Source organism: Aminobacter sp. UC22_36, from assembly GCF_044056035.1.
Lineage (GTDB): Bacteria > Pseudomonadota > Alphaproteobacteria > Rhizobiales > Rhizobiaceae > Aminobacter.
In genome coordinates, this window is the sequence record NZ_CP171996.1 from 2,501,283 (window position 1) to 2,527,220 (window position 25,938).

The following is a 25,938-nucleotide window of genomic DNA, read 5'->3' on the forward strand; positions in this document are numbered from 1 at the left end:
GGCCGGGTCACCGATGCTTCGCATTGTCCCGGCCTTCCTCAGCCTTTCATCGTGCCACTGGTCCGGTGAATTCGCTGCGCGAACCGGCTGCTCACCCCTGTTCCTGCAGCCGCCGGGCGATTGCCCGGTGCAGGTCGGGTGCTGCCGAGACAAGCGCCTGCGCCGCTTCCGTCTGCGGGTGGTCGAGAACGTCTGATGTCTTGCCGCGCTCGACGATCCTGCCTTCATGCATGACCAGCACATCGTCGGTGATGGCGCGCGCGACCGTCAAGTCGTGGGTGATGAACAGATAGGCGACGCCGAGCTTCTGGTTGAGCTCGGCGAACAGGTCGAGGATCTGCGCCCGGATCGATACGTCAAGCGCGGAGACGGGCTCGTCCGCGACAACAAGCTTTGGCCGGGTGATGATGGCACGCGCAATCGACAGGCGCTGGCGCTGGCCGCCTGAAAACTCGTGCGGGTATTTCTCCATGTCCGAGCGGCTGAGGCCGACTTCATGCAATGCGCGCCCGACCATGTCGCGGCGCTCCTTGCGGTCGGGCTTGCGCTCGAGCAGATGCAGTGGTTCGCCGACCAACCGCTCGACGGTGTGGCGGGGATCGAACGAGCCGTAGGGATCCTGGAACACCACCTGCATGTTGCGGCGGGCACGCCTCATGGCCGTCTCGTCGGCACGGGTGATGTCCGTACCGCGAAACTTGATCGTTCCGCTGGTCGGCGTATCGAGCGCCAGGATCATCCGCGCGAGTGTCGACTTGCCGCAACCGGAACGGCCGACAAGGGCCACCGAGGCGCCTGGCTTCATCGTCAGCGAGACGTTGTCGACGGCGCGGACCGGTTCTGGCCTGGAAAACAGTGATCTTCGTCGGCCCGGATAATCCCTGACGATGTTGGAAATTTCGAGCAGCGTCTCTTGCGCTGCCTCGTCGATATGCGGCTTCACCCGGGCCGGCACATGCATCGAAGCGAGCGCCAATTGGCGCGTGTAGGGGTGCGTTGCTTCCGAGAGCGTACGCGCGGTGTCGCCAAATTCCGTCACCGCCCCTTGCCGCAAGATGGTGATCTGGTCGGCCATTTCGGTGACGACAGCCAGATCGTGCGAGATGAACAGCAGGCTCATCTTGTTTTCGCGGACCAGTTCCTTGAGCAGGTCGAGAATCTGGGCCTGCAGCACGACATCGAGGGCAGTCGTCGGCTCGTCGGCGATCAGCAGCTTGGGCTTGAGCGCGCAGGCGATCGCGATGGCGACGCGCTGACGCTGGCCGCCCGACAATTCATGCGGGTATCGCGACAGTGGGAATTTCTGTTCCGGCAGGCCGACGCGATCGAGTATCTTCTTCGCGTGCTCTTCCGCCTCGGCGCGGCTTGCCCGCTTATGCCACCTGATGCCCTCGGCGACCTGCTCGCCGATCGTCTTGACAGGGTTGAGCGCGGTCATCGGCTCCTGGAACACCATGCCGATGTCGTCGCCGCGCAGCGCGCACATCTGGTTTTCGCTGGCAGCGAGAATGTCGATGCCTTCGAAGGCGATACGTCCCTTCATCTCGGCCGCTGCGGGCGTGAGCCGCATCACGGCAAGGGCCGTCATCGACTTGCCGGAGCCGGATTCGCCGACAAGCCCCATCACTTCGCCGGGCGCGATGGTCAGATCGATATCCTTGAGGATTTGCGTCCGGCCGATCTTGAGCGAAAGCTTTTCGATCTCGAGCAGGCTCATATCCGGCGCCTCGCACGCGGATCGAAGATGTCTGATATGCCGTCGCCAAGCAGGTTGAGCCCGAGCACAGTGAGCAGGATGGCGCAGCCGGGGAACAGGGCCAGCCATGGCGACACCATCATCAGCGTCTGCGCATCGAACAGCATGCGGCCCCAGCTTGGCATCGGCGGCTGCGTGCCAAGCCCGACATAAGACAGGGCCGCTTCGGCAAGAATGCCGAGCGCGAACTGGATGGTGCCTTGCACCAGCAGCAGGTTGGCGATGTTGGGCAGGATGTGCTCGATGGTGATGCGTGTCTTGTTCTTGCCTGCCGCGCGGGCGGCAAGGATGTATTCGCGCGGCCAGATCGACAGTGCCCCGGCGCGCGCGACGCGGGCAAAGACCGGAATGTTGAAGATGCCGATGGCGATGACGGCATTGAGCGCGCTGGGGCCGAAGACGGCCGTGATCATGATCGCCGACAGCAAGGCGGGAAATGCGAAGACGAGGTCGTTGAAGCGCATCAGCGCCTCGTCGATCCAGCCGCCACGCGCGGCCGCCCAGCAGCCGAGCGGCACGCCGATGCCCATGCCGATGACGACGGCGACAAGTGCCACGGCGATCGAGTTGCGCGCCCCGATCATGATCATCGACAGCACGTCGCGTCCGAAATGGTCGGTGCCGAACCAATGAGTGGCGGACGGCGGTTGCATCCGATCGGCAACGATCAGCCTGGTGACGTCGAAAGGCGTCCAGAAGAAGGACATCAATGCCATCGCCGCGACGATCAAGGTGATGAGCAGGCCGATGACAAAGGAGCGGTTGGCAAGCGCGTGGCCGAAGAGGTCGGCTAAGGTTCCGTCGCTGTGTGGTGTTGTGTCGCTCATTGCCGTGCCCTCAGGCGCGGGTCGACCACCGCATAAGAGAGATCGACGACCAGGTTGACCAGCACCACCGCGGCGACGAGCAGCATCACCACGCTTTCGACGACGATAAGGTCGCGCTGGGTGATCGCCTGGAAAACCAGCCGGCCGAGGCCAGGCAGGTAGAAGACGTTTTCGATGATGATCGTTCCGGCAAGCAGGAAGGCGAATTGCAGGCCCATGATCGTCAGCACCGGAATCATGGCGTTGCGCAAGGCATGCCGCCACAATACGGCGCGCATCGGCATGCCCTTGGCGCGGGCAGTGCGGATGTAGTCTTCGCCCAGGACCTCGATCAAGGCGGCACGCGTGACGCGGGCGAGAATAGCGGCCTGCGGCAAGGCAAGGGCCAGGGCCGGCAGGATCAGCGCCTTGAGCGCCGGCCAGATGCCGTTGCTCCAGCCGGGAAAGCCGCCGGCCGGCACCAGCCGCAACCAGACGGCAAAAACATAGACAAGTAGCAACGCGAACCAGAAGTTGGGCATGGCGACGCCGACCTGTGCCACGGCCATGGCCGCTGTGTCGCCGGCCTTGCCGCGCCGGGCGGCGGCGAACAACCCGACAGGAATGGCAATCAGCGTCGACAGCGTCAGCGCGATGACGGCCAGCGGAAACGAGACGACCAGCCGCTCCTTGATCAGGTCGATGACCGGCACCGAATAGGTATAGGATTTGCCGAAATCCAGTGACAGCAGGCCTCTGATCCAGTGGAGGTAGCGCAGGATCAGGGGCTGGTTCAGCCCCATCTGTTCGCGCAACAACTCGACCTGGGCGTCGCTGGCGTTCATGCCCAGCATCAACCGCGCCGGGTCGCCAGGCACGACCTCGAGCATCAGAAATACGACGAGCGAGGCGACGACGAGGGTCGCTATTCCGATCAACAGGCGTTTGAGCAAATAGACCGTCATCAAGCGCAAACTGCCCGAGAAAGTGCCGATCCGAAAGCTCGCAGAGGTTGCGCAGGGGCGCAGTTCACAGAACTCTTCCAATGCTCCCAGAAATAGTGGCGCTGGTTCTTGCGGCGGGGGCGTTCAGGTCGGCAAACCTCGTGCGGCGTTCTGAACCGTGGTGGGTGGCGCATTCCCAGGGGAGGCGCCACCCCAATCGTCAGTCGACCCATTTCACCTTGGTCAGATCATTGGCCTGGATGGGTGAGTTTTCCCAAAGACCTTCGACCTTGGCGTCCCAGATGCCGACCTTGGGCAGCTCGAACAGGAAGCCGTTGACGGCATCGTCGGCGAGGATCTTCTGCGCCTGCTTGTAGAGCTCGGTGCGCTTGGCCTCGTCGGAGGTCAGGTTGAGCTCGTCGATGACCTTGTTGAAGGCCGGGTTGTCGTAATTGAAGTAGTAGTCCTTGCGGGCGTAGATATCGATGTCGTTGGGTTCGGTATGCGAGACGATCGACAGGTCGTAGTCCTTGTCGGTGAATACCTGCTTGAGCCAGTCGGCCCATTCGACCGGGATGATCTGCAGGTCGATGCCGATCTCGCGCAGCTGCGAGGCGACGATTTCGCCGCCCTGGCGGGCATAACCGACAGGCGGCAGCTTGAGCGTCGCCTTGAAGCCTTCGGCAAAGCCTGCCTCCTTGAGCAACTCCTTGGCCTTGGCGATGTCGTGCGGATAGGTGCCGGTGAGGTCGACATAGGCCGGGTTGTGTGGGGCGAAATGCGAGCCGATCGGCGTGCCCAGGCCACCTGTCGCGCCATCGATCAGCGCCTTGCGGTCGATGGCATGCGCGATGGCCTGGCGCACCTTGAGATTGTCGAAGGGCGGCCGCTTGTTGTTGGTCGACAGCACCGTTTCGCCCTCGGTGGTGCCGATGACCACTTTGAAGCGCGGGTCGGCCTTGACCTGGGCGAGCGCGTCGCCGAGCGCGAAGTTCGGCAGCGCCTGCACGTCGCCCGAAAGCAGCGCAGGGATGGCGGCGGCGGCGTCGGGGATGATGCGGAACTCGGCCTTGTCGAGCGCCACCGGATCGCCCCAGTAGCCATCGGCCTTGACCAGCGTGATCGACGAGCCCTTGGCCCAGTTCTGGAACTTGAACGGGCCGGTGCCGACAGGCTTTTCCTTGTTGGTCTCGGCGCTCTCCGGCGCAACGATCACCGCGTCGCCCCAGCCGAGATTGTAGAGGAACGAGCCGAGCGGGTTCTTGAGTGTCACCTTGACTGTGGCCGGATCGACCACCTCGACTGTGTCGATCGGAGCAAACAGGCCCTTCTGCGCATTGACCGAGTTTTCGCCGCGGGCGCGGTCGAGTGAGAACTTGACGTCGTCCGCATTGAAGTCGCTGCCGTCGTGGAACTTCACGCCGGAGCGCAGCTTGAAGGTGTAGGTCTTGCCGTCATCGGAAATGGTCCAGCTCTCGGCCAGATCGGGTAGCACCTCGCCACGCGAACCGATGCGAGTCAGGCCTTCGAAGACGTTGGCGTAGAACACTTCGTCGATGGCTGCGGCAGCACCTGCGGTCGGATCGAGATGCGGTGGCTCCAGCGGCATGCCAAGCACCAGGTCTGTGCGCGCAGCGATTGCGGCGGTGCTGGATGCCAGCGCCAGTGCTGCGGCTGCCAGGATGGTTTTCCACTGCCTCATGCTCAGATCTCCCCGCTTCGACTTCGACGGGCCGGATAGAAGCGCGATTTTCCGGCCGAGTAAATCAAGTTTGTTGCAATTGCAGCGGTGCTGCTGAAATGAATTTCCTAGTGCCATTGGCCAGCGTTGCTTGACCGTTCAGCCGTTGAACTGGCCGCGCAACAAGATGTCGAGGCCGATTGCCATCACTTTCGCCGACTGGACCATGTCGTCGATGCCGACCCATTCGTCCGGCCGATGGGCGAGGTCGAGAATACCCGGGCCATAGGCGATGCAATCGTACAAATGGCCGATGCGGGCGACATGCTTCTGGTCATAGGTACCGGGCGAGATGACGTATTCCGGCTCCTTGTCGAAAATCTCGCGTATGCCCCTGGCGATAGCCGACGCCACCGGCGCGTCGCGCTCGGTCATCAGCGGCTGCACCTCCATGATGTCGCGAATCTCGTAGTCGAACTTCTTCCGCTCGCGCTTGAGGCGGTTGAGGATGCTTGTGACTTCGCCTTTGACGTCGACGATGTTCTCTTCCAGCAGGAAACGACGGTCGATGGTCAGCCGGCAGGAATCGGGCACGTTGGGCGAGGGCAGGCCGGGGCGAAAATCGTCGGTCTGGCCGCCATGGATTGAGTTGATGTTCATCGTCGAGCGCCGGGCACCTTCCGGCACCACCGGCATGCGCGTCGTCTTACGGTCGAGGGCGGGAAACAGCTCTTGCTCGAAGGCCTCCAGCACGGCACCCATGTGGCGCACGGCACAGTCGCCGAGGAATGGCATGGAGCCGTGGGCGATCTCGCCCTTGGTCTCGATCTCGGCCCACCAGACGCCACGATGGCCGAGGCAGATGCGATCCTTGTTGAGCGGTTCCGGAATGATGACGTGATCGACCTTGGGTTTTGAGAAGTACCCCTTGCCGGCGAGATAGGCGACGCCGCCGAAACCGCCCGACTCCTCGTCGACGGTGCCTGATATCTCGATGGCGCCGGTAAAATCCCGGTTGACGTCCATGAAGGCTTCGGCGGCGATGATCGAGGCTGCCAGCCCGCCCTTCATGTCGCAGGCGCCGCGGCCATAGACGCGGCCGTCGCGGATCGTGCCGGCAAATGGATCAACCGACCAGCCTTCGCCAGCCTCGACGACGTCGATATGGGAATTGAAATGGACGGTGGGTCCGGCCACCCGGCCGTCGAAACGGGCAACGACATTGATGCGCGGATAGCGGTCGGTGTCGCCTGGCGTGCCTTCGGCTCTGATGTATTCGACGCCGAAGCCGCGCCTGGCCAGGCGATTGCCGAGGTATTCCGCGCAAGGGCGATAGGCGTCGCCGGGCGGGTTGATGGTGGGAAAACGGATCAGCTCCGCAGTCAGTTCCGCCAATTCTTCACGGCGGTCGTCTATGATCTTGAAAAGCTTGTCATACATGCGGTCGACATTGTTCACTTTGTCTGGCTTCACCTTGCCCGGATCGTTACCAGTCTTGCGCATCCGTCAGCCGCTGTCGAGCGCGCAGGCTGCCTGTTTCGGGGCAACCCGCGCAAACCGTTCCACTCACGGGCGGACGGCGGTGACCTCGATCTCGACCAGCCAGCCGGGAGCAACGAGGCCGGCGACCTGCATGACCGAGCGGGCCGGCAGGTTCGGCTGCTCCTTGGTGCCGAAGAACTTGACGTAGCCCTCCATGAAGCCGGCGAAATCCATCTTACCGCCCTGTGCCGGATCGCCGACGAGGAAGACCTGCATCTTGACCACGTCGCCCATCTTGAGGCCGACGCCTTCGAGCGTCTTTTCGATCGATTTCAGCACCGATTCCGTCTGCGTTTTGGTGTCGCCATAGGCGGCAAGGCTGCCCTTCTCGGCCTTCTCGTCGACGACCGAGGGCACCGCGCCGCTGACATAGACCGTCGTCTTGCCGGCGGGGACTTCGACGGCCTGGGCGATCGGAAAGTCCGAATTTGGGTTCTTGTGGCGCACTACGTCCTCAGCCATCGCGTTGCCCGAGAGGAACAGGCCAGCCACGAGCGTGGCGGCGCAGATCCGCATTGTTGTCATGTCTTTCTCCTTTTGCCGCATGAAATGAAGCAGCCAGCAGGATCACCGGCTGCTTCGGTCGCTGGAGCTGGCGCTCCAAACCTGATGGATCCAGGCAGTCTGGTGGCCAATCCGGCGTCGGCGTGTCAGCGTGCGCCGGCGACGTCTTCTGCTGTCACCGGATCCTTGTAGTCGTTGCCGAAATTGGTCCTGACATAGTTGACCACGGCGGCCACCTGGTCGTCGCTCATCATGCTGCCGACCGGCGGCATGCCCTTCTGGCCATGCAGGATGACGTAGACCGGATAGCCGCCCGATTCCAGGTTCTCGTTCTTGGCAAGCGCCGGATACTTGCCGGCCCCGACGGCCCCCTGGCCCTTGTCCATGTGGCAGGCCTGGCAGACATTTGCGTAGAGTTCCTGGCCGGTCTTTTCGGAGAAATTGTCACCGTCGCTGAAGGTGGCGCCGGCCGAGTCGGCGAGGGCACCTCCAGCAGAAAATGCGGTGATGAAGGCAGTAGCGGCGAATAGGCCGATTGAACGTTTGGATTGCTGGGTCATGTCGACATGCCTTGCGAAAACGAGGGTTGAGGGATGGACGGACATCGCCGTCATCCCGCCACGACGCGCTGGTGCAGCCTGGTGATGGCATCGAGCGATGACAGGATCGCTCCTTCCATCCACGCCGGGATGTAGGAGGCGTGTTCGCCGGCAAGCACGATGCGGCCATCGATCTGGCAGAGATTGTCGTAGTGCTCCTTGCGCGCTTCCTCGGTCCAGTCGCCGGCGCAGCCGAGCGTGAAGGGCGAGCGGTGCCAGGCCATCGAGATGCCGTTTTCGAACTCATCCTTGTATTGCGGGTGGATCATCGAGCCGTATTCGACGGCACGCCTGACGCGTTCTTCCGGCGCCATCGAGGTGAATTCGTAGGAGTGCGGCCCGTTCCACGTGTAGGCGCCGAGCAACACGCCCTTGCCGTTGGTGTTGAAGCTGGTGCTCGGATAGGAGATCTGGGTGATCGGCAGGTCAGTGTAGCTGACGCCGCCGAAGATCAACTCGTCCTGTTCCCAGAAGCGGCGCTTGAACTGCAAGCCGACCTTGACCGACGAGGCATAGGGCACGGCCTCGATCGCCGCCTGCATCGGGGCGCCGACATTGATCTCGATCTGGCTGAGGATGGTCAGCGGAATGGTGCAGATGCACCAGTCGGCCTTTTCCTCGGCCATGGTGCCGGGCTTCTGGACATCCTCGTAGGTGACGGTGACGCCCTTGTCGTCCTGATGGATCTTCGAGACCTTGGCATTGTAGGTGATGAGGTCGCCGACTTCCTTGGTGAAGGCCTTGCCGATCATGTCGATGCCGCCAACCGGCTGGAACATCGTCGTCTGGAATTCGTAGAGGGCGAAATTGGCGAGGCTCCCCCACAGGCCGGAGCTCAATATGTCGGTCAGCGCAATCGGATCGCTCGGCACCGGTGCCGCACCGAGACCGCCGCCGGGATCCTTGGCGAAACCGCGGAATTCCGAATTTGCGACACTCTTGGTATAGGCATAGTCCTTGTCGAGCGCGCCCCAGGACTGCAGCGCTTCGACCAGCATCTCCTGGTCTTCCTTGGTGACGCTGCCTTCGAGCTTGCCGGTATGGGCGACCTTGGCCAGCAGCTCCGCGACATGGCCCTGGAAGTCGATCTTGATGTCGCGCACGCGCTGCGGCTTGCCACCGAAGGCTTTCGACGAATGCAGGAAGGCGTTGTGATTGAGCTGCTGGAACGGCTCCAGCGTGACGCCGAGACGTCGGCAATAGGCCAAAAGCCCGTTGTGGTGATAGGGAATGCGCCATGGGCCGGGATTGATGTAGAGGCCCTCGTCGAATTCGCATTTCTGCGTCGCGCCGCCGAGCTCGGTGTAGGTGTCGCCGCCGCGCAGCGTCCAGTTCCGTCCGCCCGATCTGTTGTTGTATTCGAGGATCTTTACCTTGTATCCGACCTGTCGAAGTTCGAGTGCGGCCGTCATGCCGGCAAGACCTGCACCCAAAATGAGCACGGTGGCGCCCTTCGGATCGCCCTCAAGCTTGACCGGTCCCTTGTAGCCGGATTCAACGGCCAGGCCGAGGCTGGTCATCGCCTGGTACATCGCGGCAGTACCTGCCGTAAGGCCGATCAACGACAGCAGGTTGCGCCTGCTCATTCCGCTAAGGTATTGGGATTGTTGCATTTCTGAGGTCCTCCGGGCGACGGTCCGCTGTTGGCCGCACGTTATCCGGCCGGAGCATGATGGAATGTGGCTCCAGCTGCACGAGGCAGCCTATGCCCATGCCGGGTCGAGTCAACTGGGCCAGAGGCGACGACGACCGGCGCTGGTTTGGGCCACCTGAAAGCCGGCAAAAGTTGCAAATGCCACCTGTGGTGGTGTCTGCAGGCCATGTTCTGCCTCCACGCTCAATTTACCAACCGTAGAGTTTTTCATGGTCCCATCTTCGCGCGGGCAGGGAAAAACTGCCGGATAGGGGAGTGTGCGATGATGTACAAGGCTCTCTTCATGGCCGCCGCATTGGGCTTTGCTGGCGTACCTACTCAGGCACTGGCGGATGTTCTTGTCGCCAGGGTCAATGTTTCGACACAGACGATGACTGTCAGCATGGGCGGACGCGTAATCCACCAATGGCCGGTGTCGACGGCACGCAGGGGCTACGTCACGCCGCGCGGCAGCTGGCGGCCCAAGCGCCTGCACCGGATGTGGTATTCGCAGAAATACGACAATTCGCCGATGCCCTATTCGGTGTTCTACAACGGTGGTTACGCCATCCACGGCACAGGCGCGGTCAGGCAGCTCGGCCGCCCGGCGTCGCATGGCTGCGTGCGGCTGCAGACGGCCAACGCCGCAAGGTTCTACGCCCTGGTCAGGGAAGTCGGGGCGAGCAACACGCGGATCGTCGTCACCAACTGACGCTTCGGGGCGGAAACATACGTATCATTTGCCCGGATACTGGCATTTCTGTTGCAAAATTGCTTCATGCCGAGACCAAAGTCCGTGAATGAACAGTCGATTGGCCGGCTCAAGAATTGCCGCCAATCAAGTTGGTGCTAATGTGCCTTTCAATTCAGTTTGGGGTGACGTGCCTGCGAAAAGGCCGGGGAGTGGGGGCTCCCCGGCCTTTTCATTTCGGGCGTGACATTAGCCGCCTGAACTAAGTTCTTTTCCAGACATAGACAAATTTTGCCGTAGAGAGCCATTTCAGGGCATTTCCTTTCAGTCGTGGCCTCGGTAGGACTCACACTCAGGGAGTTCGCCGGATGAAGTCAGAACCGCATGTAGCGCTTTCGGAGCCCGTCTCCGACGAGGTCCGCAAGACCACTTGCTACATGTGCGCCTGCCGCTGTGGCATCGACGTCCATCTCAAGGACGGCAAGGTTCGCTACATCGAGGGCAACCGTGACCATCCGGTCAATCGCGGTGTCCTGTGCGCCAAGGGATCGGCCGGCATCATGCAGCACTACGCGCCGGCACGACTGCGCGCGCCGCTGCTGAGGACAGGGCCGCGCGGCTCGGGTGAATTCAAGGAGATTTCCTGGGACGAGGCGCTGGCGCTTGCGACCGGCTGGCTCGACGGCGTGCGCCAGGATGACCCGAAGAAACTTGCCTTCTTTACCGGGCGCGACCAGTCGCAGTCGCTGACCGGCTTCTGGGCGCAGCAGTTCGGCACGCCCAATTATGCGGCCCATGGCGGCTTCTGCTCGGTCAACATGGCGGCTGCCGGCATCATGACCATCGGCGGGGCGTTCTGGGAATTTGGCGCGCCAGACTGGGACCGGACCAAGCTGTTCGTCATGTTCGGCGTCGCCGAGGATCACGATTCCAACCCGCTCAAGATCGGCATTTCCAAGCTCAAGAAGCGCGGCGCCCGCTTTGTCTCGGTCAATCCGGTGCGCACTGGCTATTCGGCCGTCGCCGACAACTGGATCGGCATCCGCCCCGGCACCGATGGGCTGCTGATCCTTGCCGTGGTGCACGAGTTGCTCAAGGCACGGAAGATCGATGTCGACTACATCGTGCGCTACTCCAACGCGACCTGGCTGGTGGTCGATGCGCCTGGAAGCGCCGAACACGGGCTTTTCGTGCGCGACGACAGCGGCAAGCCGCAGGTCTTTGAATCCGTGACCGAGCATGTCGTACCGCTTGGCGCCAAGGGTGCAAGGGCAGCTTTGTCAGGCCGGGTGGAATTGCCAGACGGCCGTTGTGCGGTGCCGTCGTTCCAGCTTCTTGTCGAAAAATACCTCGACCCGCAATATGCGCCGGAGGCGGTGGCCCAGGAAACAGGCGTGGCCGCCGAGGTGATCCGAGGCCTTGCGGCCGAGATCGCGCGTGTTGCCTTTGACGAGGCGATCAGCATCGACCAGCCATGGACCGACATGAATGGCGAGCGCCACGAGGCATTCATCGGACGGCCGGTGTCGTTCCACGCCATGCGTGGACTTTCGGCCCATTCCAATGGCTTCCAGACGGCACGGGCGCTGCACATGCTGCAGGTGCTGATCGGCGCTGTCGACTGCCCCGGCGCCTTCCGCTTCGAGCCGCCTTACCCCAAGCCGATCGAGGCGCATCCGACGCCGCACGGCAAGGCCGAGCATTTCGGCTCCAACAAGCCGCTGTCGGGTCCGCATCTCGGTTTTCCGCGCGGGCCGGAGGATCTGCTGCTTGACGCCGACGGCAAGCCGATGCGCATCGACAAGGCGTTTTCCTGGGATGCGCCGATCTCGGCGCACGGCCTGATGCACATGGTGATCGCCAATGCGCATGCCGGCGATCCATACCCGATCGACCTGATGTTCCTCTACATGGCCAACATGGCGTGGAACTCGTCGATGAACACGGCGGGCGTCATCAGGATGCTCGAGGACAAGGATCCAGTGACGGGCGAATACCGTATCCCGAAGATCATCTATTCCGACGCCTATTCCTCGGAGATGGTCGCGTATGCCGATCTCGTGCTGCCGGATACGACCTATCTCGAGCGCCACGACTGCATCTCGCTGCTTGACCGGCCGATCTCCGAGCCGGACGCGGTGCAGGATGCGATCCGTTGGCCTGTCGTTGAACCCGACCGCGACGTGCGCGGCTTCCAGAGCGTGCTGATCGACCTCGGCGCCCGGCTCAAGCTGCCCGGCTTCGTCGATAGCCGTGGCAAGGCTCTGTACAAGGACTATGCCGACTACATCGTGCGCCATGAGCGGCGCCCCGGAATCGGCCCGCTGGCCGGCTTCCGCGGCAGCAATGGCGACCGCACTGGGCGCGGGGCGATCAATCCGGAGCAGCTCAACCGCTATATCGAAAACGGCTCGTTCTTTTCGGCGCATATTCCGCTCGAAGCGCAGTTCTTCAAGCACGCCAACAAGGCCTACCAGGATTTCGCCGTGCGGATGGGCTTCTTCGACGAGCCGAAGCCGGTGACCTTCCAGCTCTATCAAGAGACGCTGCAGAAATTCCGGCTGTCGGCCGAGGGGCTACGCGAGCCGATGGCACCGCAAACGCATCGCGAGCGCATCCTTGCCACCTTCGATCCGCTGCCGATTTGGTACCGGCCGTTCGAGGAGGCTGCCGTCAGCCGCGAGGTATACCCTTATCACGCCATCACCCAGCGCCCGGCGGCGATGTACCATTCATGGGGTTCGATGAACGCCTGGCTCAGGCAGATCCATACAAGGAACCCGCTCTATGTGCCCGGCCCGATCTGCGACGAGATCGGACTTGTCGACGGCGACTGGGTCTGGGTGATTTCGCACCACGGCCGCATCAAGGTCGAGATCGCGCGCATGGAGGCAGTCAATTCCAGCACGATCTGGACCTGGAATGCCGTCGGCAAACGCGAGGGTGCCTGGGCGCTCGACAAGGATGCGCCCGAAGCCAAAAAAGGCTTCCTGATGAATCACTTGATCCACGAACTTCTACCGCCGAAGGGCGACGGCATGCGCTGGTCGAACTCGGATCCGATCACCGGCCAGGCAGCCTGGTACGACCTGCGCGTGCGTATCGAAAAAGCCGAACGGGCCGAGGCCAGCGAGCCGCATCTTGCCGCTGTCGCGCAACCGGGTGGCGCACGCCCGCATGTCGATGAGCTCCGCTACGGCCAGGAGTGGGCGAAATGACGATTGCTGCGGCAGCGAGGACGCGTCTCCTCTCCCCGCTTACGGGGAGAGGATGCCGGCAGGCAGGTGAAGGGCAGCATCCCCATCACCGGTTCGCGCTGCCCCTCATCCGCTCCTTCGGACCACCTTCTCCCCGTGAACGGGGAGAAGGGAGGGAGAGATCATGACCAGTCTGCCGTCATTACCGACACCCAAAAAGCTCGGCCTTGTCATCGATCTAGATGTCTGTGTCGGCTGCCATGCCTGCGTCATCAGTTGCAAGGAATGGAACACCGGCGGTTATGGCGCGGCACTGTCGGATCAGCACCCCTATGGAGCCGACGTATCCGGCACCTTCCTCAACCGGGTCCACACCTTCGAGGTCGTGCCGGAAGGCGGGCAGGTGATCGGCGAGGCGGGCGAAGCACGTATCGTACACTTCCCGAAATCCTGCCTGCACTGCGAGGACGCGCCCTGTGTCACCGTGTGCCCGACCGGCGCTTCCTACAAGCGCGCCGAAGACGGCATCGTGCTTGTCGACGAGAGCAAATGCATCGGCTGCGGGCTGTGCGCCTGGTCCTGCGCCTACGGCGCGCGCGAGATGGATCTGGCCGCCGGCGTGATGAAGAAATGCACGCTGTGCGTCGACCGCGTCTACAATGAGACGTTGAAGGAAATCGACCGCGTGCCATCCTGCGTACGTACGTGCCCCGCCAATGCCCGGCACTATGGCGATCTCGGCGATCCCAGTTCCGATGTCTCGCGCATGGTGACTGAGCGCGGTGGCTACGACCTGATGCCGGAGCAGGGCACGCGCCCGACCAACAAATACCTGCCACCGCGACCGCGCAAACCACTGGCCGCAAGTGCCGGTTCTGCGGTGCTCGCTGAAAACACTGACGGGGCCAAGGGCTTCTTTGCCTGGCTCGACGGTATGCTGGACCGAATCTGAAACATGCATCCCGCAGCTTCCATCATCTTGTTCACCACGCTTTCCGGGCTCGGCTACGGTCTGGCAGCGGTGCTCGGCCTCGGGCTTCTTGACACTTCAACCTTGCCGGCAAAGTTTGCCCACGTCGCCGCATTGATGATGATCGCCGGCGGCCTGATGTCGTCGACGCTGCATCTCGGCAATCCGCAGCGCGCCTGGCGGGCGCTGTCGCAGTGGCGCTCGAGCTGGCTGTCGCGCGAGGGCGTGATGGCGATTGCGACCTTCGTGCCGTTGACAATTTCGGCATGGTTCGCGGTGATCGAGGGGCGCTACCTCCCGCTGGTTGGGCTGGTGGGGACCGTGATGTGTGGCATCACTGTCTATTGCACTGCGATGATCTACGCCTCGCTGCGCTCGATCCAGGCCTGGAACAGCGGCCTCACGCCGCTGTGCTATCTGCTGTTTGCCGCGGCCGGCGGTTTCCTGCTCGCCTCTCTGGCCGGCTACTCGTGCGGTAGTGGCGGTCTGATGTGCTCAACTGCAGCCATTGTCTTCGTTGCGGCAGCGTGGATCGCCAAGCATCAATGGTGGAAGCGGCTGCGAACGCTGGTGCCACTCTCCACGCCCGAGAGTGCAACCGGGCTCGGCAACATTGGTCATGTCAGGCTGTTCGAGCGGCCGCACATCAACGACAACTACCTGACCCGCGAGATGGGCTTCAAAATCGCGCGCAAGCACGCGCTCAAGCTGTCGAAACTGGCGATCCTCGTCGGCGGGGTGGCGCCCATCATTCTGTTGCTGGCGGCTATTCTTGCCGGCGGCGCGGCAGCGGTGCCGGCTGCGGCACTGGCGGCGTGCTTCTACGCGCTCGGCCTGGTCGTCGAGCGCTGGTTGTTCTTCGCCGAAGCCCGCCATGCGGTGATGAACTACTACGGCGGATAATCGTCAGGAATCGGCTGAAATCTTGCCCGCCTTGTTGACCTTGCGGCGCTTGCCCTCGGTCAGGCCCCAGCGCTTGTGGAACCACATCCACTGGCCCGGATCCTCACGGATCCAGCGCTCGACGGTGTCGTTGAGCATCTGTGTGGTGGCCTGGACATCGACGGCGCCATCGTCGCGGCGCGGCAGTGTCAGCTTCTCTTCGATCGTCAGCCTGTAGCGTCCGCCGGGCAGGCGGATGCAGTGCGCCGGATAGACGTCGCAATCATAGTGACGGGCGAGCATGGCCAGCACCGGATTGGTCTCGCATTCGCGGCCGAAGAAGGTCGTCCTGAGACCGCGCTTGAATTTCTGGTCGACAAGCACGCCGACATTGCCGCCGCGGTCGAGAATGCCGGCCAGCGCAAAGGACGCGCCGCGCTGCGATGCCAGCAAGTCGCCCATGTTCGAAGCACGTGTCGAGAAGATGTATTCCGCCAAATAGGGGTTGTTCGGCGGGCGGAACAGCGATGTGATCTTCATGCCGAAGGTGGCGGCGGCGATCGGCAGCAGCTCGAAATTGCCGAGATGGCCGGTGAAGACGATGTGCGGCCTGTCCTCGCTGGCGATTTTGAGGAAATGGTCGCGGCCGGTCACTTCGATGCGACCAGGCGTCTTGGCCTCCGGATCATAATCGAAGATCTGCTCGAGGAAGATGTATTCCGCCCCAAGACGGCCCATATTGCCCCACATGTCCAAGGCAATGGCTTCGATTTCGGCTTCGCTTTTCCCAGGATAAGCAGCGCGCAGATTGGAAAGCGCGACGCGGTGACGGCCGAACCACGGGCCGACAGTGCGTGCGGCGCGATCGGCGAAGTTGAGCGCCTTGTCGACGGGCAGCAGCCGTAGCAGCTTGAGCGCGACCAGGGCGACCTGCGCCACCAGCCAGTAGTTCAGCATGCGCAGCCGCCCCATGATGCGCATCATCGTGGGGCTGGGGATCTGGCTGGCCTTCTTGCGGGGCAATTCGCTGATATCCTCAGTCGATGCGCAGGATGATCTTGCCGAACACGTCGCGACCTTCCATGCGCTTCAGTGCGGTGTCGATGGAGGTGAAGTCGACTTCGGTGTCGATGATCGGCTTGACCAGGCCGGCGGCCATCTTCTGCATGGCGTCGGCCATGTTTTCCATGCGGCAGCCAAAGGAACCGAGCAGCTTGAGCTGCTGCTGGAACAGCATCATCAGGTTGATTTCGGTCGAAACGCCCGATGTCGAGCCGCAGGTGACGAGGCGACCGCCGCGCTTGAGGCTGAACATCGAGCCGGCCCAGGTGTCCTTGCCGACATGCTCGAAGACCACGTCGACACCCTTCTTCTTGGTCAGCTTGCGCACGACGCCTTCGAAGCGGTCCTCGCGGTAGTTGATGACATGATCGGCACCGAGCGCCTTGGCCTTCTCGATCTTGTCGTTCGAGCCAACCGTGGTGATGACGGTGCAGCCCATCTTCTTGGCGAGCTGGATCGCGGCCGAGCCGATGCCAGAACCGCCGGCATGAATGAGAATGGTCTCGCCCGGCTCGAGCCTGGCGTTGTCGAACAGCATGTGCTCGACAGTGCCGAAGGTGACGGGCGCGACCGCAGCACCAATGGCGTCGACGCCGGGAGGGGCCGGCACAAGAAGACGCGCCGGGAGGTTGATCTTCTCCTGGGCGAAACCGTCGAGATGGAAACCATGCACGCCCGAGACGTGCTCGCAGAGATTGTCGCGGCCTTCGCGGCACGGGCGGCAAAGGCCGCAGGTGCGGGCGCCGTAGATCGAAACGAGCTGGCCGGGTGCAAGTCCGGTGACGCCGGGGCCGACTTCGTCGATCTCGCCGGAGGCCTCGGCGCCGATGACCAGCGGCAGCTTGCGCTTGGCGAACGCCATGCCGCGCCAGCCCCAGACGTCGATGTGGTTGAGCGCCACGGCCTTGATGCGCAAGGTGACTTCGCCAAGGCCGGGAGGGGGCGGCGGTGCAATGTCCACCTGCTCGAGCCGGCGGTCCTCAACGAGCTGCAATGCGCGCATGATGTCGCTAAATCCTTGTCTCTGGGACGTGTAGGCGGTCGCTTAGACCGGTTCCCGCGCCATGACAAGGCAGGTGTTCTGGCCGCCGAAGCCGAAGGAGTTGGAAAGCACGGTGCGAACCTCGGCCTTGCGCTTCACATTCGGCACCACGTCGAGCTCGATCGAAGGATCGGGATTGTCGTAGTTGATGGTCGGTGGAATGACGCCTTCACGCATGGTCATCAGCGAGAAGGCGGCCTCGATGGCGCCCGCAGCCGACAGCGTGTGGCCGATCATCGACTTGTTCGACGACACCGGGATCTTGCGGATGCGCTCGCCGAACACCGTCGACAGCGACAGATGCTCCATCTTGTCGTTTTCGGGCGTCGAGGTGCCGTGCGCGTTGACGTAGTCGATCTCATCTTCGGCGAGACCAGCGTCGGCAAGGGCCGCCTTGACCGCGGCGATTGCCGGCGAGCCGTCGGGCTTGGAGCGGGTGCGGTGAAAGTCGTCGGCCTTTTCGCCACAACCCCTGAGGATGCCGAGCACTTCAGCACCGCGCGCAAGCGCGCTTTCCAGCGATTCGAGCACCAGGGCCGCCGAACCTTCGGCAAGCACGAAGCCGTCGCGGTCCTTGGAGAAAGGCTTGGAGGCCTTTTCCGGCACGTCGTTGTTGGTCGACAGCGCCGACAGCAGCGAGAAGCGGATCAGCGCCTCGGCGGTTGCCGAGCCGTCGGCACCGACAGACAAAGCGCGGTCGCATTCGCCGCGACGAATGGCCTCGACGCCGAGCTGGATGGCGGTGGCGCCCGAAGCGCAGGCGGTCGAGGTGGTGATCGGCAGGCCGCGCGTGCCAAACCGGTCGGCGAGGCGGTCGGCGATCGAGCCGAACTGCGAGGTGTCGAACATGTCGAGTGAGTTCTGGCTGCGCGCGACTTTCAGCAGGCGCTCGGAGGCCGAGCCTTCATCGTCGCCGGCGTAAAGCGTGAAGCGGTCGCGCCAGTCGAGCTCGACAGGTGGTGACGCCAGGAACAGCGGTCCGTCGAAGTCGTCTGAGGCGAAGCCGGCTTCCTCGACGGCCTCAAGGGCTGCCGTTTCAGCCAGTTCGTAGGTCAGTGCGCTGGCGCCCTTGGTGCTCGACGGCAGGAAATCGACCATACCGGAGATGCGGGTGTTGAGCAGATCGGTGGGGAAGCGGGTGATGGGATGAATGCCCGACTTGCCCGACGTCAGCGCAGCCCAGTTGTCGGCCTTGCCGACGCCAAGCGAGGTGACGACGCCGATGCCGGTGACGGCAACGACGGGTCTGCCGAGGTGATCCTTCAGATTGGCCATGTTTTGTCCTGACACCCTTCAGCGCGGCGCGGAGACGAGCGCCATGCCTTCAAACTGGTGATAGCCGATCGCCGTTGCGAGAACATTGCGTGGCTGGCCCGCAAATTCTCTTTCGCCTGCTTCAAATGCCGGGTACCCGGCGCCGCGCTCGACAGCGAGAGCGGCCAGAGCAACCGCGAACGGAAACTGTGCTTCCTTCATGTGCCCCGTCAGCGACGAAAGGGCACGGGCGGCGATCGCCGGATTGGCGCCGAGCGCGGCTTTTTCGGCCGCCGTTGCAGCATGCGCGCCCGAAGCACCCGAGATTGCCAGCAATTCACCGTTCGGCAAATCGGTCTTGGCAAGCAGTTCGCCAATGCTGGCTTCGAGGCCGCCATTGCGGCGCCTGGCGCGGCCGGAAAGGACCGGGCCGAGTTGCGCGTAGATCTTCTGGCCGCGTGCTTCGGCGTGGTCGCGGGATTCAAGCACGAGGAATGCGCCGCCGGAACCGGTAACGACACCGCCACCTTCCGAACCCTGGCGCTGCCATACAGGCTTCCATGGACCGCGATGCAGATAACCGGCCAACTCGTAGCCGAGCAGCATGTCGGAATGTTCGGTCTGGAACGCGCCGCCGACCAGAACATGCGTCGACTGGCCCGAGCGGATCCGGGCAGCCGCGGTCTCGATGGCCGAAACGCCAGCGCCTTCCTCGCCCATGAAGGTACGGGAAGAGCCGGTGACCTTGTGGACGATCGAGATGTTGCCAGCGAGCAGGTTGGACAGCTGGGCCAGAAACAGCGTCGGCCTAAGTTCCGTCGTCAGCTTCTCATTGATCAGCACATCGCGGTCGGTGCGGTTTTCGGATGCGGCCAAGACGCCGGCGTCGACGGCCTCATCGCGCTCGCCGCCACCTGCCGCAACGACCATGTCCATGGTCGCACTGAGCTCGTCATTGCCCTTGATGCCGGCATCGTCGAGCGCCATGCCGGCCGTATAGGTGCCCAGCCGCTGCCAGGTTTCCATCTGGCGCTGGTCGCCGCGCTTGGCGATCTGCAAGCCCCAATCGATCTCGGGCAGGGGATGGATGGCATAGGGCTGGAAGCGTTCGGCGTCGATCACCGGGGCTGTGCCCGTTGTTGTCAGCTTGTCCCAATGGGCTGCACCGCCTTCTCCAAGGGAGGAGACGAGGCCGATGCCTGTGATGACGACGTCGCGATTGGCCATGGGCGGCTTCAGCGTGCTCAGGCGTTCTTCGCCGCGACGAGCGCGTCGATCTTGGCGCAAAGGTTCTTCATGACGAAGTACTCGTCGGTCGAAGCCTTGCCGTCGTTGACTTCCTGCGTCCACTTCTCAAGCGGCACCTTGATACCGAATTCCTTGTCGACGGCGAAGACGATGTCGAGGAAGTCGAGGCTGTCGATGCCGAGGTCATCGATGGTGTGGCTTTCGGGCGTGATGGTGTCGATGTCGATCTCGCTGGTCTCGGCAATGATCTTGGCGACTTTCTCGAAGGTCGTGGACACGGTTTTTCCTTTGGTGAGGGCGATCATGAACCCGGGACAGATTCTGCGCGCATAGTTTTGAGGGGCTGTCTAATCGGTTTTTCCGGACAGGAAAAGGCCAAATCCTGCGCTTTCGTTAAGCCGTCCGGCCCCGCACGCAAGGGAAGGCAGGCGACTTGAAGCACTAAAAGACGATGCGGCCAAGCACATGCAGCTTTTCTCCTTGCAGGCCAACGATCAAGGCTTCGCCTTCGCGGGCTGAGGCGCCGGTCAGCGCCTGAATGTTCTCCAGATGCGTGACGAGCACGATGTTGTCCGAGCCGGAATAGTTGCGGATGATGTCCATGACGGCGGCGATATCGGCTTCGGCCGTCGCTTCCGTCGGCTTGTCGAGGGCGGCCAGCGGTTCAACAAGGCGGTCGCCGAACGCAAGGCGCGCAGTGTCGAGCGTCCGGCAAAAGCGGCTGGCCAGCACGCGCTCGACCGGGGCGGCGCGGGCGGCGAACAGCGCGCCGATCTTGCGTGCCTGCTGGCGGCCGCGATCGGACAGGTTGAGCTGTGTCGCGCATTTCTCGATATCGAAGTTAGGCGGCTCGACCGTGCCGGTGGTCATCGCATTGCGCAGAAGCACGACATGGCCGCCATTGCGCAGCAGGGCCCAGCCAGCTTCCGTGGCCTGGGCGGGCAGTGCGCCGAACAACAGCATGATCGCAATGGTAATTCTGAGCATGAATGATCCCGAACAGGCGATGCGGATATAGGGAGGCCAAAGTGGATTGAAAGGCAAGGCGACGCCAAATGCTGTTCGCCGGTATCTGATCTTCACGCGCGAGCTTGATCGAGGCCGTTTCGAGGGCAATGCTGGGAGCGGTCGATTCCCCGATTGCTGAGCGCCGATGTCACCTCTTGTAGAAACAGTGCTCTTCGTCTTCGGCCTCGTGGCGCTAGGCTATCTCTCGGGCGCGACCGGTTATCTGCGCACCGAAACCGGCGATGCGCTGTCCGAATTCGCTATCGGGGTCGCGCTGCCGCTGCTGTTGTTTCGGACGATGATTGGCGCCGATTTCAACGGTTCGGCGCCCTGGGCGCTGTGGGCGACCTACTTCATCGCTGTGGCCGTGGCCTGGACGGCAGGGCATCTGGTCACGACCCGCGTTTTTGGCCGCGACGGGCAGGCGGGCGTGGTTGGTGGCGTGTCCTCGGCCTTTTCCAATCTCGTGCTGCTCGGCATCCCCTTCATGCTCGGCGTCTTCGGTCAGGAAGGCTTCGAGCTGCTGTCCCTGATCGTCTCGGTACATCTGCCAACCATGATGATGGCTTCGATCATCCTGTTCGAGATGTTCGGGCCACGACGCAACGAACCGATGCATCCGCTTGTCATCATTCGCGATTTCCTGCGCAAGATCCTGACCAATCCGCTGATCATCGGCATATTGGCCGGGCTGGCCTGGCGCGCGACGGGCATTCCATTGCCTGGCCTCGCCACCCGTTTCGTCGATGCGCTGGCCAACATTGCCGGGCCCGTCGCGCTGTTTGCGATGGGGCTTGGGCTCAAGAAGTTCGGTATCTCGGGCAACATCAAGCCAGCATTGGTGCTATCGGCCCTCAAGCTGATGCTGATGCCGGCCGTAGCGCTGCTGTTTGCCTGGCTATTCGGCCTGCCGCCCTTGTCGGCGAAAGTCGCGGTGGCGGCTGCGAGCCTGCCTTCGGGCGTCAATTCCTATCTCATTGCCACGCAGTTCGGTACCGGCCAGGCGTTGGCCTCCAACCAGATGACGATTGCAACGGCTTGCGCCGTGGTCACGACGGCGTTCTGGCTGACGATCGCGACAATGGTGTTCGGCTGAACCTGGACCAACGCATCTATGCCATCATGCGGTTGATCGCTGACCCGACGGCACGCTACTAAATTGCCCGGGCGCTTCGGGCGACAAGCTGTTCCGAACGCGCGCTTTTCGAGGATTTTCAGTATAAGCTTGCGTCCAACCGACGCCATTTCAGGAGGTGAAGCCATGCTTCAGAAAACCAGTCATTTCATGCGGCAGGCCAATCTCATCAACGGCGAATGGGTCCAGGCCGATTCCGGCAAGACCATCGACGTCATCAACCCGGCAACGGGTCTCAAGATCGGTACCGTGCCGCGTTCGGGAGGTGCTGAAACCCGGCGCGCCATCGAGGCCGCCAATGAAGCTTTCAAGACCTACCGCAAGACTTCGGCGCTCGAGCGCTCGAAGCTGCTGCGCAAGCTGCATGACGCGATCATGGACAATCAGGACGCGCTGGCCGAACTGCTCACCATCGAGCAGGGCAAGTCGCTGACCGAGGCCAAGGGCGAGATCGGCTCGTCGGCCGCGTATGTGCTGTGGTTTGCCGAAGAGGCGCGTCGCGCCTATGGCGACGTCGTGCCATCGCCATGGGCCGACCGCCGCATCCTCGTGACCAAGGAGCCTGTCGGCGTCATTGCAGCCATCACGCCGTGGAACTTCCCGTCGTCGATGCTGTCGCGCAAGCTCGGGCCGGCACTGGCCGCCGGCTGCACCGCCGTCGTCAAGCCGGCATCACAGACGCCGTATTCGGGCCTTGCCTGGGGTGCTTTGTGCGAGGAAGTCGGCTTCCCCAAGGGCGTGGTCAACGTGCTGACCGGCTCGGCCGGCGAGATCGGCGACGAGATCTGCGCCAACCCGCTGGTCAAGAAGATCACCTTCACCGGCTCGACCGAGGTCGGCAAGATGCTGATCGCCAAGTCGGCTTCAACAGTGAAGAAGGTATCGATGGAGCTCGGCGGCAACGCGCCGTTCCTCGTCTTCGACGACGCCGACATCGATCGTGCCGTCGAGGGCGCCATCACCGCGAAGTTCCGCAATTCCGGCCAGACCTGCGTCTGTACCAACCGCTTCTTTGCCCAGGCCGGCATCTACGACAAGTTCGTGGCCAAGCTGGCCGAGGCGTCGAACAAGCTCAAGGTCGGCTCGGGTCTCGATGCCGGCGTGCAGCAGGGCCCGCTGATCGACGAAAAGGCCGTCGAGAAGGTCGAGGAATTCATCGCCGACGCCACCGCCAAGGGCGGCAAGGTGGTTGCCGGCGGCAAGCGCCACGCGCTCGGCGGCTCGTTCTTCGAGCCGACGGTCATTTCGGGCGCGACGCCTGCAATGCTGTTCATGAAGGACGAGATCTTCGGCCCGGTCGCTCCCGTCTTCAAATTCGAGACCGAAGAGGAGGCGATCGCACTCGCCAACGACACCGAGTTCGGTCTCGCCAGCTATTTCTACACCGGCGACCTCGGCCGCGCCTTCCGGGTCATGGAAGGGCTGAAATACGGCATGGTCGGGGTCAATGAAGGCCTGATCACCACGCCGGAAGCGCCGTTCGGCGGTGTCAAGGAATCCGGCCTCGGCCGCGAAGGCGGGCATCAGGGCATCGAGGACTATCTCGACACCAAATATGTCTGCATCGGCGGGCTGGGCCTCTAAGGGGCTCCGGATCCCTCTGGCCGGATCCATCTGGAATGATCGAGCGCGCGCTCCGCAACGGGCGCGCGTTTTCTTTTGGATCTTTGACAGGAAGAATCCGGAAGTCGGTATAACGTGCTGTAATTGTTATGTTCGGCTGGCTCGGTTCTGGTGTCGCGTTTGGAATGGCCAAGTGCTCGAGAACGGGCCATCTTGCGGTGCCGCGAATCTGATGTCGCCGGGAAGGCGCGCTGTCGGAAAAACGTTGTCGGCAGGCGGGAGGAACTGGAATGACTTCAGCGTGGCGCATGTTCATCGGGGCGTTCGGGCTGGTGGCGCTGGCCATCGGCTTTCTGTCGGTCGTTTTCCTGACGGCGCCTGCGGCGCCGGGGCCCGACCTGGCGCGGTCCAAGAATTCGGCCAAGGGCCTTTATGCATTGTCCATTGCGCCCGAGGCCGGTGAGCCCAGGCAAGGCGAACTGCATGCCTGGGTGGTGACGGTGAAGACGCGGCAAGGTGTGCCGGTGGAGGGGGCTGCGATCAGCGTCGGCGGCGGCATGCCCGAGCATGCGCATGGCCTGCCGACGAGCCCTGAAGCGACGGCCTATCTCGGCGATGGCCGCTACCGCATCGAAGGCATGAAGTTTTCCATGACCGGCTGGTGGCAGCTGAAACTCGGCGTCACCGCACCTGCCGGCGCCGACGAAGCCACATTCAACCTGGTGCTGTGAGGCGATGGCGCGCGGCCTGCTAACCAAGCTGATTGCCGCGGCGGTGATAACGGCAGCGCTGGCAGGCTGCAGCGAAGCCGATTTCACCGACGCCGAAAAGCGCACCATCGCATCGATGTCGCTGTCGACACTTGCCCCCCTGGCGCCGGATCCAACCAACCGTTTCGCCGACGATCCCGGGGCTGCCGCGCTGGGTGCGACGCTATTCTTCGACACCGGCATGAGCCGCGACGGCAACGTCGCCTGCGGCACCTGCCACAAGATCGACAGGCAGTTCCAGGACGACCTGCCTCGCGGTGTCGGCGTCGGTGAGACAAATCGAAGGACCATGCCGCTGGCCGGCGTGGCGCGCGATCCGTTCTTTTTCTGGGATGGCCGGCGCGACAGCCTGTGGTCACAGGCGCTGGTGCCGCTGGAAAATGTGCTCGAGCATGCTGGCACGCGCACCGCTTATGCGCATTATCTCAAGCGCCGCTTCGGCGAGCGCTACGAGCGCATTTTCCGGCCGCTGCCCGACCTGTCGACGTTGCCGGCGAGTGCCGGGCCGTTCGGCACGCCGGCGGAGAAGGCCGCCTGGGCCGGGATGAGCGATGCGCAGCGCGAGGGCGTCGACCGCATCTTTGCCGACATCGGCAAGGCAATCGCTGCCTTCGAGCGCTCGCTGGTCCACGGCGAGACCCGCTTCGACCGCTTCGCCGATGCCGTGGCGCAGGGACGGGCGCCATCTGCCGAGGACGATCTGTCGGCCGAGGAACGGCAAGGCCTCAGGCTTTTCATCGGCAAGGCCAATTGCTCGACCTGCCATACCGGGCCACGTTTCACCGACAATCACTTCCACAACACCGGAGTGCCGCCCGTCGCCGGATTGCCCGCCGATCGTGGACGCATCGCAGTGGTCGACGAGGTTCTGGCCGATCCGTTCAATTGCCTGGGAAAACTCCGCGATGGCGGCGAGGAGGCCTGCGGTGAGCTGCGCTTCATGCAGAAGAGTTCGCCCGAGCTCGTCCGCGCCTACAAGACCCCATCGCTGCGCAATGTCACCGGGCGTCCGCCCTACATGCATGCGGGGCAGTTCGCCACTTTGGAGCAGGTCGTGAACAACTACGCGACCGCGCCGAAATCCGTCGAAGGCGAGAGCGAGATACATGCCGTGGCGCTCTCCGAAGGCGAGCGGACGGCGCTTGTGGCGTTCCTGAAGACGCTCAGCGAGTAGTCAGCGGTCCTTGACCGTTTCCATCGCCACGAATGTCGATGTCTGGGCGACATGGGGCAGGGCGGAGATGCGCTCGCCGAGCACGCGCCTGTAGGCGGCGATGTCTTTGGTGCGGACCTTGAGCAGATAGTCGAAACTCGCCGCCATCATGTGGCATTGCTCGATCTCGCGCACGGCGTGGACGGCGCGGTTGAAATCGTCGAGTGCGGCTGAACGGGTGTCGGAGAGCTTGACCTGGACGAAGGCGACATGACCTTCGCCCATGCGTTCGCTGTCGATGATCGCCTGATAGCCCTTGATGTAGCCGTCTTTCTCCAATCGCTTGACCCGCGCCTGCACGGGGGTCTTGGAAAGGCCGACTTTTGTGGCAAGCTCCGCCATCGACAGCCGTCCATCGCGCGAAAGGGCGAACATGATGTTGCGGTCGATACGGTCCAGTTGGTCTTCAGGCATGAAAGTGGCAGCTCAATTGGCGAT

23 protein-coding genes are annotated in these 25,938 nt (G+C 63.0%); 8 read left to right on the forward strand and 15 right to left on the reverse strand.

All coding sequences use genetic code 11. The features are described 5' to 3' along the window. Positions 1-91: 91 nt before the first annotated feature. The 8 genes from ACHMW7_RS15435 to ACHMW7_RS15470 all read right to left on the reverse strand — a co-directional run bounded on the left by ACHMW7_RS15435 (position 92) and on the right by ACHMW7_RS15470 (position 9,445). Entirely contained in the window at positions 92-1,717 is a 1,626-nt protein-coding gene (locus ACHMW7_RS15435; RefSeq protein ID WP_395451052.1) for an ABC transporter ATP-binding protein, read from the reverse strand. Continuing rightward, positions 1,714-2,583: an ABC transporter permease gene (locus ACHMW7_RS15440; protein ID WP_395451053.1), complete on the reverse strand. Its 870-nt coding sequence runs from the start codon at positions 2,581-2,583 to the stop codon at positions 1,714-1,716. The genes ACHMW7_RS15435 and ACHMW7_RS15440 overlap by 4 nt, the downstream gene beginning before the upstream one ends. Beyond that, positions 2,580-3,527: an ABC transporter permease gene (locus ACHMW7_RS15445; protein WP_395451054.1), complete on the reverse strand. Its 948-nt coding sequence runs from the start codon at positions 3,525-3,527 to the stop codon at positions 2,580-2,582. Before ACHMW7_RS15445 ends, ACHMW7_RS15440 begins: the two co-directional genes overlap by 4 nt. A gap of 199 nt (positions 3,528-3,726) precedes the next feature. Beyond that, entirely contained in the window at positions 3,727-5,208 is a 1,482-nt protein-coding gene (locus ACHMW7_RS15450; RefSeq protein ID WP_395451055.1) for an ABC transporter substrate-binding protein, read from the reverse strand. A 138-nt stretch (positions 5,209-5,346) separates the two neighbouring features. Next, positions 5,347-6,627 carry an acetylornithine deacetylase/succinyl-diaminopimelate desuccinylase family protein gene (locus tag ACHMW7_RS15455; protein WP_395451336.1) on the reverse strand — a complete coding sequence of 427 codons (1,281 nt, stop codon included), beginning with the start codon at positions 6,625-6,627 and terminating at the stop codon, positions 5,347-5,349. 126 nt (positions 6,628-6,753) lie between these two features. Then, entirely contained in the window at positions 6,754-7,254 is a 501-nt protein-coding gene (locus tag ACHMW7_RS15460) for a RidA family protein (protein ID WP_395451056.1), read from the reverse strand. Positions 7,255-7,379: 125 nt separating this feature from the next. Beyond that, a complete protein-coding gene (locus tag ACHMW7_RS15465) occupies positions 7,380-7,793 on the reverse strand; it encodes a c-type cytochrome (protein ID WP_395451057.1) in 414 nt (137 codons plus the stop codon). 50 nt (positions 7,794-7,843) lie between these two features. After that, positions 7,844-9,445 (reverse strand): flavin monoamine oxidase family protein, encoded by a 1,602-nt coding sequence (locus ACHMW7_RS15470; protein WP_395451058.1) that lies wholly within the window; start codon positions 9,443-9,445, stop codon positions 7,844-7,846. Between the two features lie 306 nt (positions 9,446-9,751). Here ACHMW7_RS15470 and ACHMW7_RS15475 point away from each other — a divergent pair, with 306 nt between their 5' ends. The 4 genes from ACHMW7_RS15475 (at position 9,752) to ACHMW7_RS15490 (ending at position 15,226) form a co-directional block, all read left to right on the forward strand. Continuing rightward, on the forward strand, positions 9,752-10,177 hold the full coding sequence (locus ACHMW7_RS15475; RefSeq protein ID WP_395451337.1) for a L,D-transpeptidase: 426 nt from the start codon (positions 9,752-9,754) through the stop codon (positions 10,175-10,177). Between the two features lie 347 nt (positions 10,178-10,524). Continuing rightward, complete coding sequence (locus ACHMW7_RS15480) at positions 10,525-13,374, forward strand: molybdopterin oxidoreductase family protein (protein WP_395451059.1); 2,850 nt, start codon at positions 10,525-10,527, stop codon at positions 13,372-13,374. A 163-nt stretch (positions 13,375-13,537) separates the two neighbouring features. Next, on the forward strand, positions 13,538-14,305 hold the full coding sequence (locus ACHMW7_RS15485; RefSeq protein ID WP_395451060.1) for a 4Fe-4S dicluster domain-containing protein: 768 nt from the start codon (positions 13,538-13,540) through the stop codon (positions 14,303-14,305). A 3-nt stretch (positions 14,306-14,308) separates the two neighbouring features. Further along, on the forward strand, positions 14,309-15,226 hold the full coding sequence (locus ACHMW7_RS15490) for a dimethyl sulfoxide reductase anchor subunit family protein (RefSeq protein WP_395451061.1): 918 nt from the start codon (positions 14,309-14,311) through the stop codon (positions 15,224-15,226). 3 nt (positions 15,227-15,229) lie between these two features. On the opposite strand, the gene ACHMW7_RS15495 is transcribed toward ACHMW7_RS15490, so the two are convergent. From ACHMW7_RS15495 to ACHMW7_RS15520, 6 genes are all read right to left on the reverse strand, one after another. Next, a complete protein-coding gene (locus ACHMW7_RS15495; protein WP_395451338.1) occupies positions 15,230-16,189 on the reverse strand; it encodes a lipid A biosynthesis lauroyl acyltransferase in 960 nt (319 codons plus the stop codon). A 52-nt stretch (positions 16,190-16,241) separates the two neighbouring features. Further along, positions 16,242-17,270, reverse strand: coding sequence for a zinc-binding dehydrogenase (locus ACHMW7_RS15500; RefSeq protein ID WP_395451062.1), 1,029 nt, complete (start codon positions 17,268-17,270; stop codon positions 16,242-16,244). Positions 17,271-17,312: 42 nt separating this feature from the next. Beyond that, the gene (locus ACHMW7_RS15505; RefSeq protein WP_310317817.1) at positions 17,313-18,584 is read right to left on the reverse strand and encodes a beta-ketoacyl-ACP synthase; all 1,272 of its coding nucleotides are present in this window, start codon (positions 18,582-18,584) and stop codon (positions 17,313-17,315) included. 18 nt (positions 18,585-18,602) lie between these two features. Beyond that, positions 18,603-19,790 carry a beta-ketoacyl-ACP synthase gene (locus ACHMW7_RS15510; RefSeq protein WP_395451063.1) on the reverse strand — a complete coding sequence of 396 codons (1,188 nt, stop codon included), beginning with the start codon at positions 19,788-19,790 and terminating at the stop codon, positions 18,603-18,605. 17 nt (positions 19,791-19,807) lie between these two features. Beyond that, on the reverse strand, positions 19,808-20,116 hold the full coding sequence (locus ACHMW7_RS15515) for an acyl carrier protein (RefSeq protein WP_395451064.1): 309 nt from the start codon (positions 20,114-20,116) through the stop codon (positions 19,808-19,810). A 136-nt stretch (positions 20,117-20,252) separates the two neighbouring features. Next, complete coding sequence (locus tag ACHMW7_RS15520) at positions 20,253-20,798, reverse strand: histidine phosphatase family protein (protein ID WP_395451065.1); 546 nt, start codon at positions 20,796-20,798, stop codon at positions 20,253-20,255. 166 nt (positions 20,799-20,964) lie between these two features. Here ACHMW7_RS15520 and ACHMW7_RS15525 point away from each other — a divergent pair, with 166 nt between their 5' ends. The 4 genes from ACHMW7_RS15525 to ACHMW7_RS15540 all read left to right on the forward strand — a co-directional run bounded on the left by ACHMW7_RS15525 (position 20,965) and on the right by ACHMW7_RS15540 (position 25,461). Then, on the forward strand, positions 20,965-21,915 hold the full coding sequence (locus ACHMW7_RS15525; RefSeq protein ID WP_395451066.1) for an AEC family transporter: 951 nt from the start codon (positions 20,965-20,967) through the stop codon (positions 21,913-21,915). 165 nt (positions 21,916-22,080) lie between these two features. Further along, positions 22,081-23,538, forward strand: coding sequence for an NAD-dependent succinate-semialdehyde dehydrogenase (locus ACHMW7_RS15530; RefSeq protein WP_395451067.1), 1,458 nt, complete (start codon positions 22,081-22,083; stop codon positions 23,536-23,538). A 269-nt stretch (positions 23,539-23,807) separates the two neighbouring features. Then, the gene (locus ACHMW7_RS15535) at positions 23,808-24,248 is read left to right on the forward strand and encodes a FixH family protein (RefSeq protein ID WP_395451068.1); all 441 of its coding nucleotides are present in this window, start codon (positions 23,808-23,810) and stop codon (positions 24,246-24,248) included. 4 nt (positions 24,249-24,252) lie between these two features. Further along, the gene (locus ACHMW7_RS15540; protein ID WP_395451069.1) at positions 24,253-25,461 is read left to right on the forward strand and encodes a cytochrome-c peroxidase; all 1,209 of its coding nucleotides are present in this window, start codon (positions 24,253-24,255) and stop codon (positions 25,459-25,461) included. On the opposite strand, the gene ACHMW7_RS15545 is transcribed toward ACHMW7_RS15540, so the two are convergent. Next, positions 25,462-25,914, reverse strand: coding sequence for an Lrp/AsnC ligand binding domain-containing protein (locus ACHMW7_RS15545; protein WP_395451070.1), 453 nt, complete (start codon positions 25,912-25,914; stop codon positions 25,462-25,464). Positions 25,915-25,938: the final 24 nt, after the last annotated feature.

What these genes read in the sequence shown, in the direction of transcription:
- ACHMW7_RS15455 (WP_395451336.1), bottom strand. Translation starts at nt 6,627, where the DNA reads ATGTATGACAAGCTTTTCAAGATCATAGACGACCGCCGTGAAGAATTG.
- ACHMW7_RS15520 (WP_395451065.1), bottom strand. Translation starts at nt 20,798, where the DNA reads ATGCTCAGAATTACCATTGCGATCATGCTGTTGTTCGGCGCACTGCCC.
- ACHMW7_RS15490 (WP_395451061.1), top strand. Translation starts at nt 14,309, where the DNA reads ATGCATCCCGCAGCTTCCATCATCTTGTTCACCACGCTTTCCGGGCTC.
- ACHMW7_RS15535 (WP_395451068.1), top strand. Translation starts at nt 23,808, where the DNA reads ATGACTTCAGCGTGGCGCATGTTCATCGGGGCGTTCGGGCTGGTGGCG.
- ACHMW7_RS15435 (WP_395451052.1), bottom strand. Translation starts at nt 1,717, where the DNA reads ATGAGCCTGCTCGAGATCGAAAAGCTTTCGCTCAAGATCGGCCGGACG.
- ACHMW7_RS15515 (WP_395451064.1), bottom strand. Translation starts at nt 20,116, where the DNA reads ATGATCGCCCTCACCAAAGGAAAAACCGTGTCCACGACCTTCGAGAAA.
- ACHMW7_RS15440 (WP_395451053.1), bottom strand. Translation starts at nt 2,583, where the DNA reads ATGAGCGACACAACACCACACAGCGACGGAACCTTAGCCGACCTCTTC.
- ACHMW7_RS15545 (WP_395451070.1), bottom strand. Translation starts at nt 25,914, where the DNA reads ATGCCTGAAGACCAACTGGACCGTATCGACCGCAACATCATGTTCGCC.
- ACHMW7_RS15540 (WP_395451069.1), top strand. Translation starts at nt 24,253, where the DNA reads ATGGCGCGCGGCCTGCTAACCAAGCTGATTGCCGCGGCGGTGATAACG.
- ACHMW7_RS15465 (WP_395451057.1), bottom strand. Translation starts at nt 7,793, where the DNA reads ATGACCCAGCAATCCAAACGTTCAATCGGCCTATTCGCCGCTACTGCC.
- ACHMW7_RS15450 (WP_395451055.1), bottom strand. Translation starts at nt 5,208, where the DNA reads ATGAGGCAGTGGAAAACCATCCTGGCAGCCGCAGCACTGGCGCTGGCA.
- ACHMW7_RS15480 (WP_395451059.1), top strand. Translation starts at nt 10,525, where the DNA reads ATGAAGTCAGAACCGCATGTAGCGCTTTCGGAGCCCGTCTCCGACGAG.
- ACHMW7_RS15530 (WP_395451067.1), top strand. Translation starts at nt 22,081, where the DNA reads ATGCTTCAGAAAACCAGTCATTTCATGCGGCAGGCCAATCTCATCAAC.
- ACHMW7_RS15475 (WP_395451337.1), top strand. Translation starts at nt 9,752, where the DNA reads ATGTACAAGGCTCTCTTCATGGCCGCCGCATTGGGCTTTGCTGGCGTA.
- ACHMW7_RS15505 (WP_310317817.1), bottom strand. Translation starts at nt 18,584, where the DNA reads ATGGCCAATCTGAAGGATCACCTCGGCAGACCCGTCGTTGCCGTCACC.
- ACHMW7_RS15495 (WP_395451338.1), bottom strand. Translation starts at nt 16,189, where the DNA reads ATGATGCGCATCATGGGGCGGCTGCGCATGCTGAACTACTGGCTGGTG.
- ACHMW7_RS15460 (WP_395451056.1), bottom strand. Translation starts at nt 7,254, where the DNA reads ATGACAACAATGCGGATCTGCGCCGCCACGCTCGTGGCTGGCCTGTTC.
- ACHMW7_RS15445 (WP_395451054.1), bottom strand. Translation starts at nt 3,527, where the DNA reads ATGACGGTCTATTTGCTCAAACGCCTGTTGATCGGAATAGCGACCCTC.
- ACHMW7_RS15510 (WP_395451063.1), bottom strand. Translation starts at nt 19,790, where the DNA reads ATGGCCAATCGCGACGTCGTCATCACAGGCATCGGCCTCGTCTCCTCC.
- ACHMW7_RS15470 (WP_395451058.1), bottom strand. Translation starts at nt 9,445, where the DNA reads ATGCAACAATCCCAATACCTTAGCGGAATGAGCAGGCGCAACCTGCTG.
- ACHMW7_RS15500 (WP_395451062.1), bottom strand. Translation starts at nt 17,270, where the DNA reads ATGCGCGCATTGCAGCTCGTTGAGGACCGCCGGCTCGAGCAGGTGGAC.
- ACHMW7_RS15485 (WP_395451060.1), top strand. Translation starts at nt 13,538, where the DNA reads ATGACCAGTCTGCCGTCATTACCGACACCCAAAAAGCTCGGCCTTGTC.
- ACHMW7_RS15525 (WP_395451066.1), top strand. Translation starts at nt 20,965, where the DNA reads ATGTCACCTCTTGTAGAAACAGTGCTCTTCGTCTTCGGCCTCGTGGCG.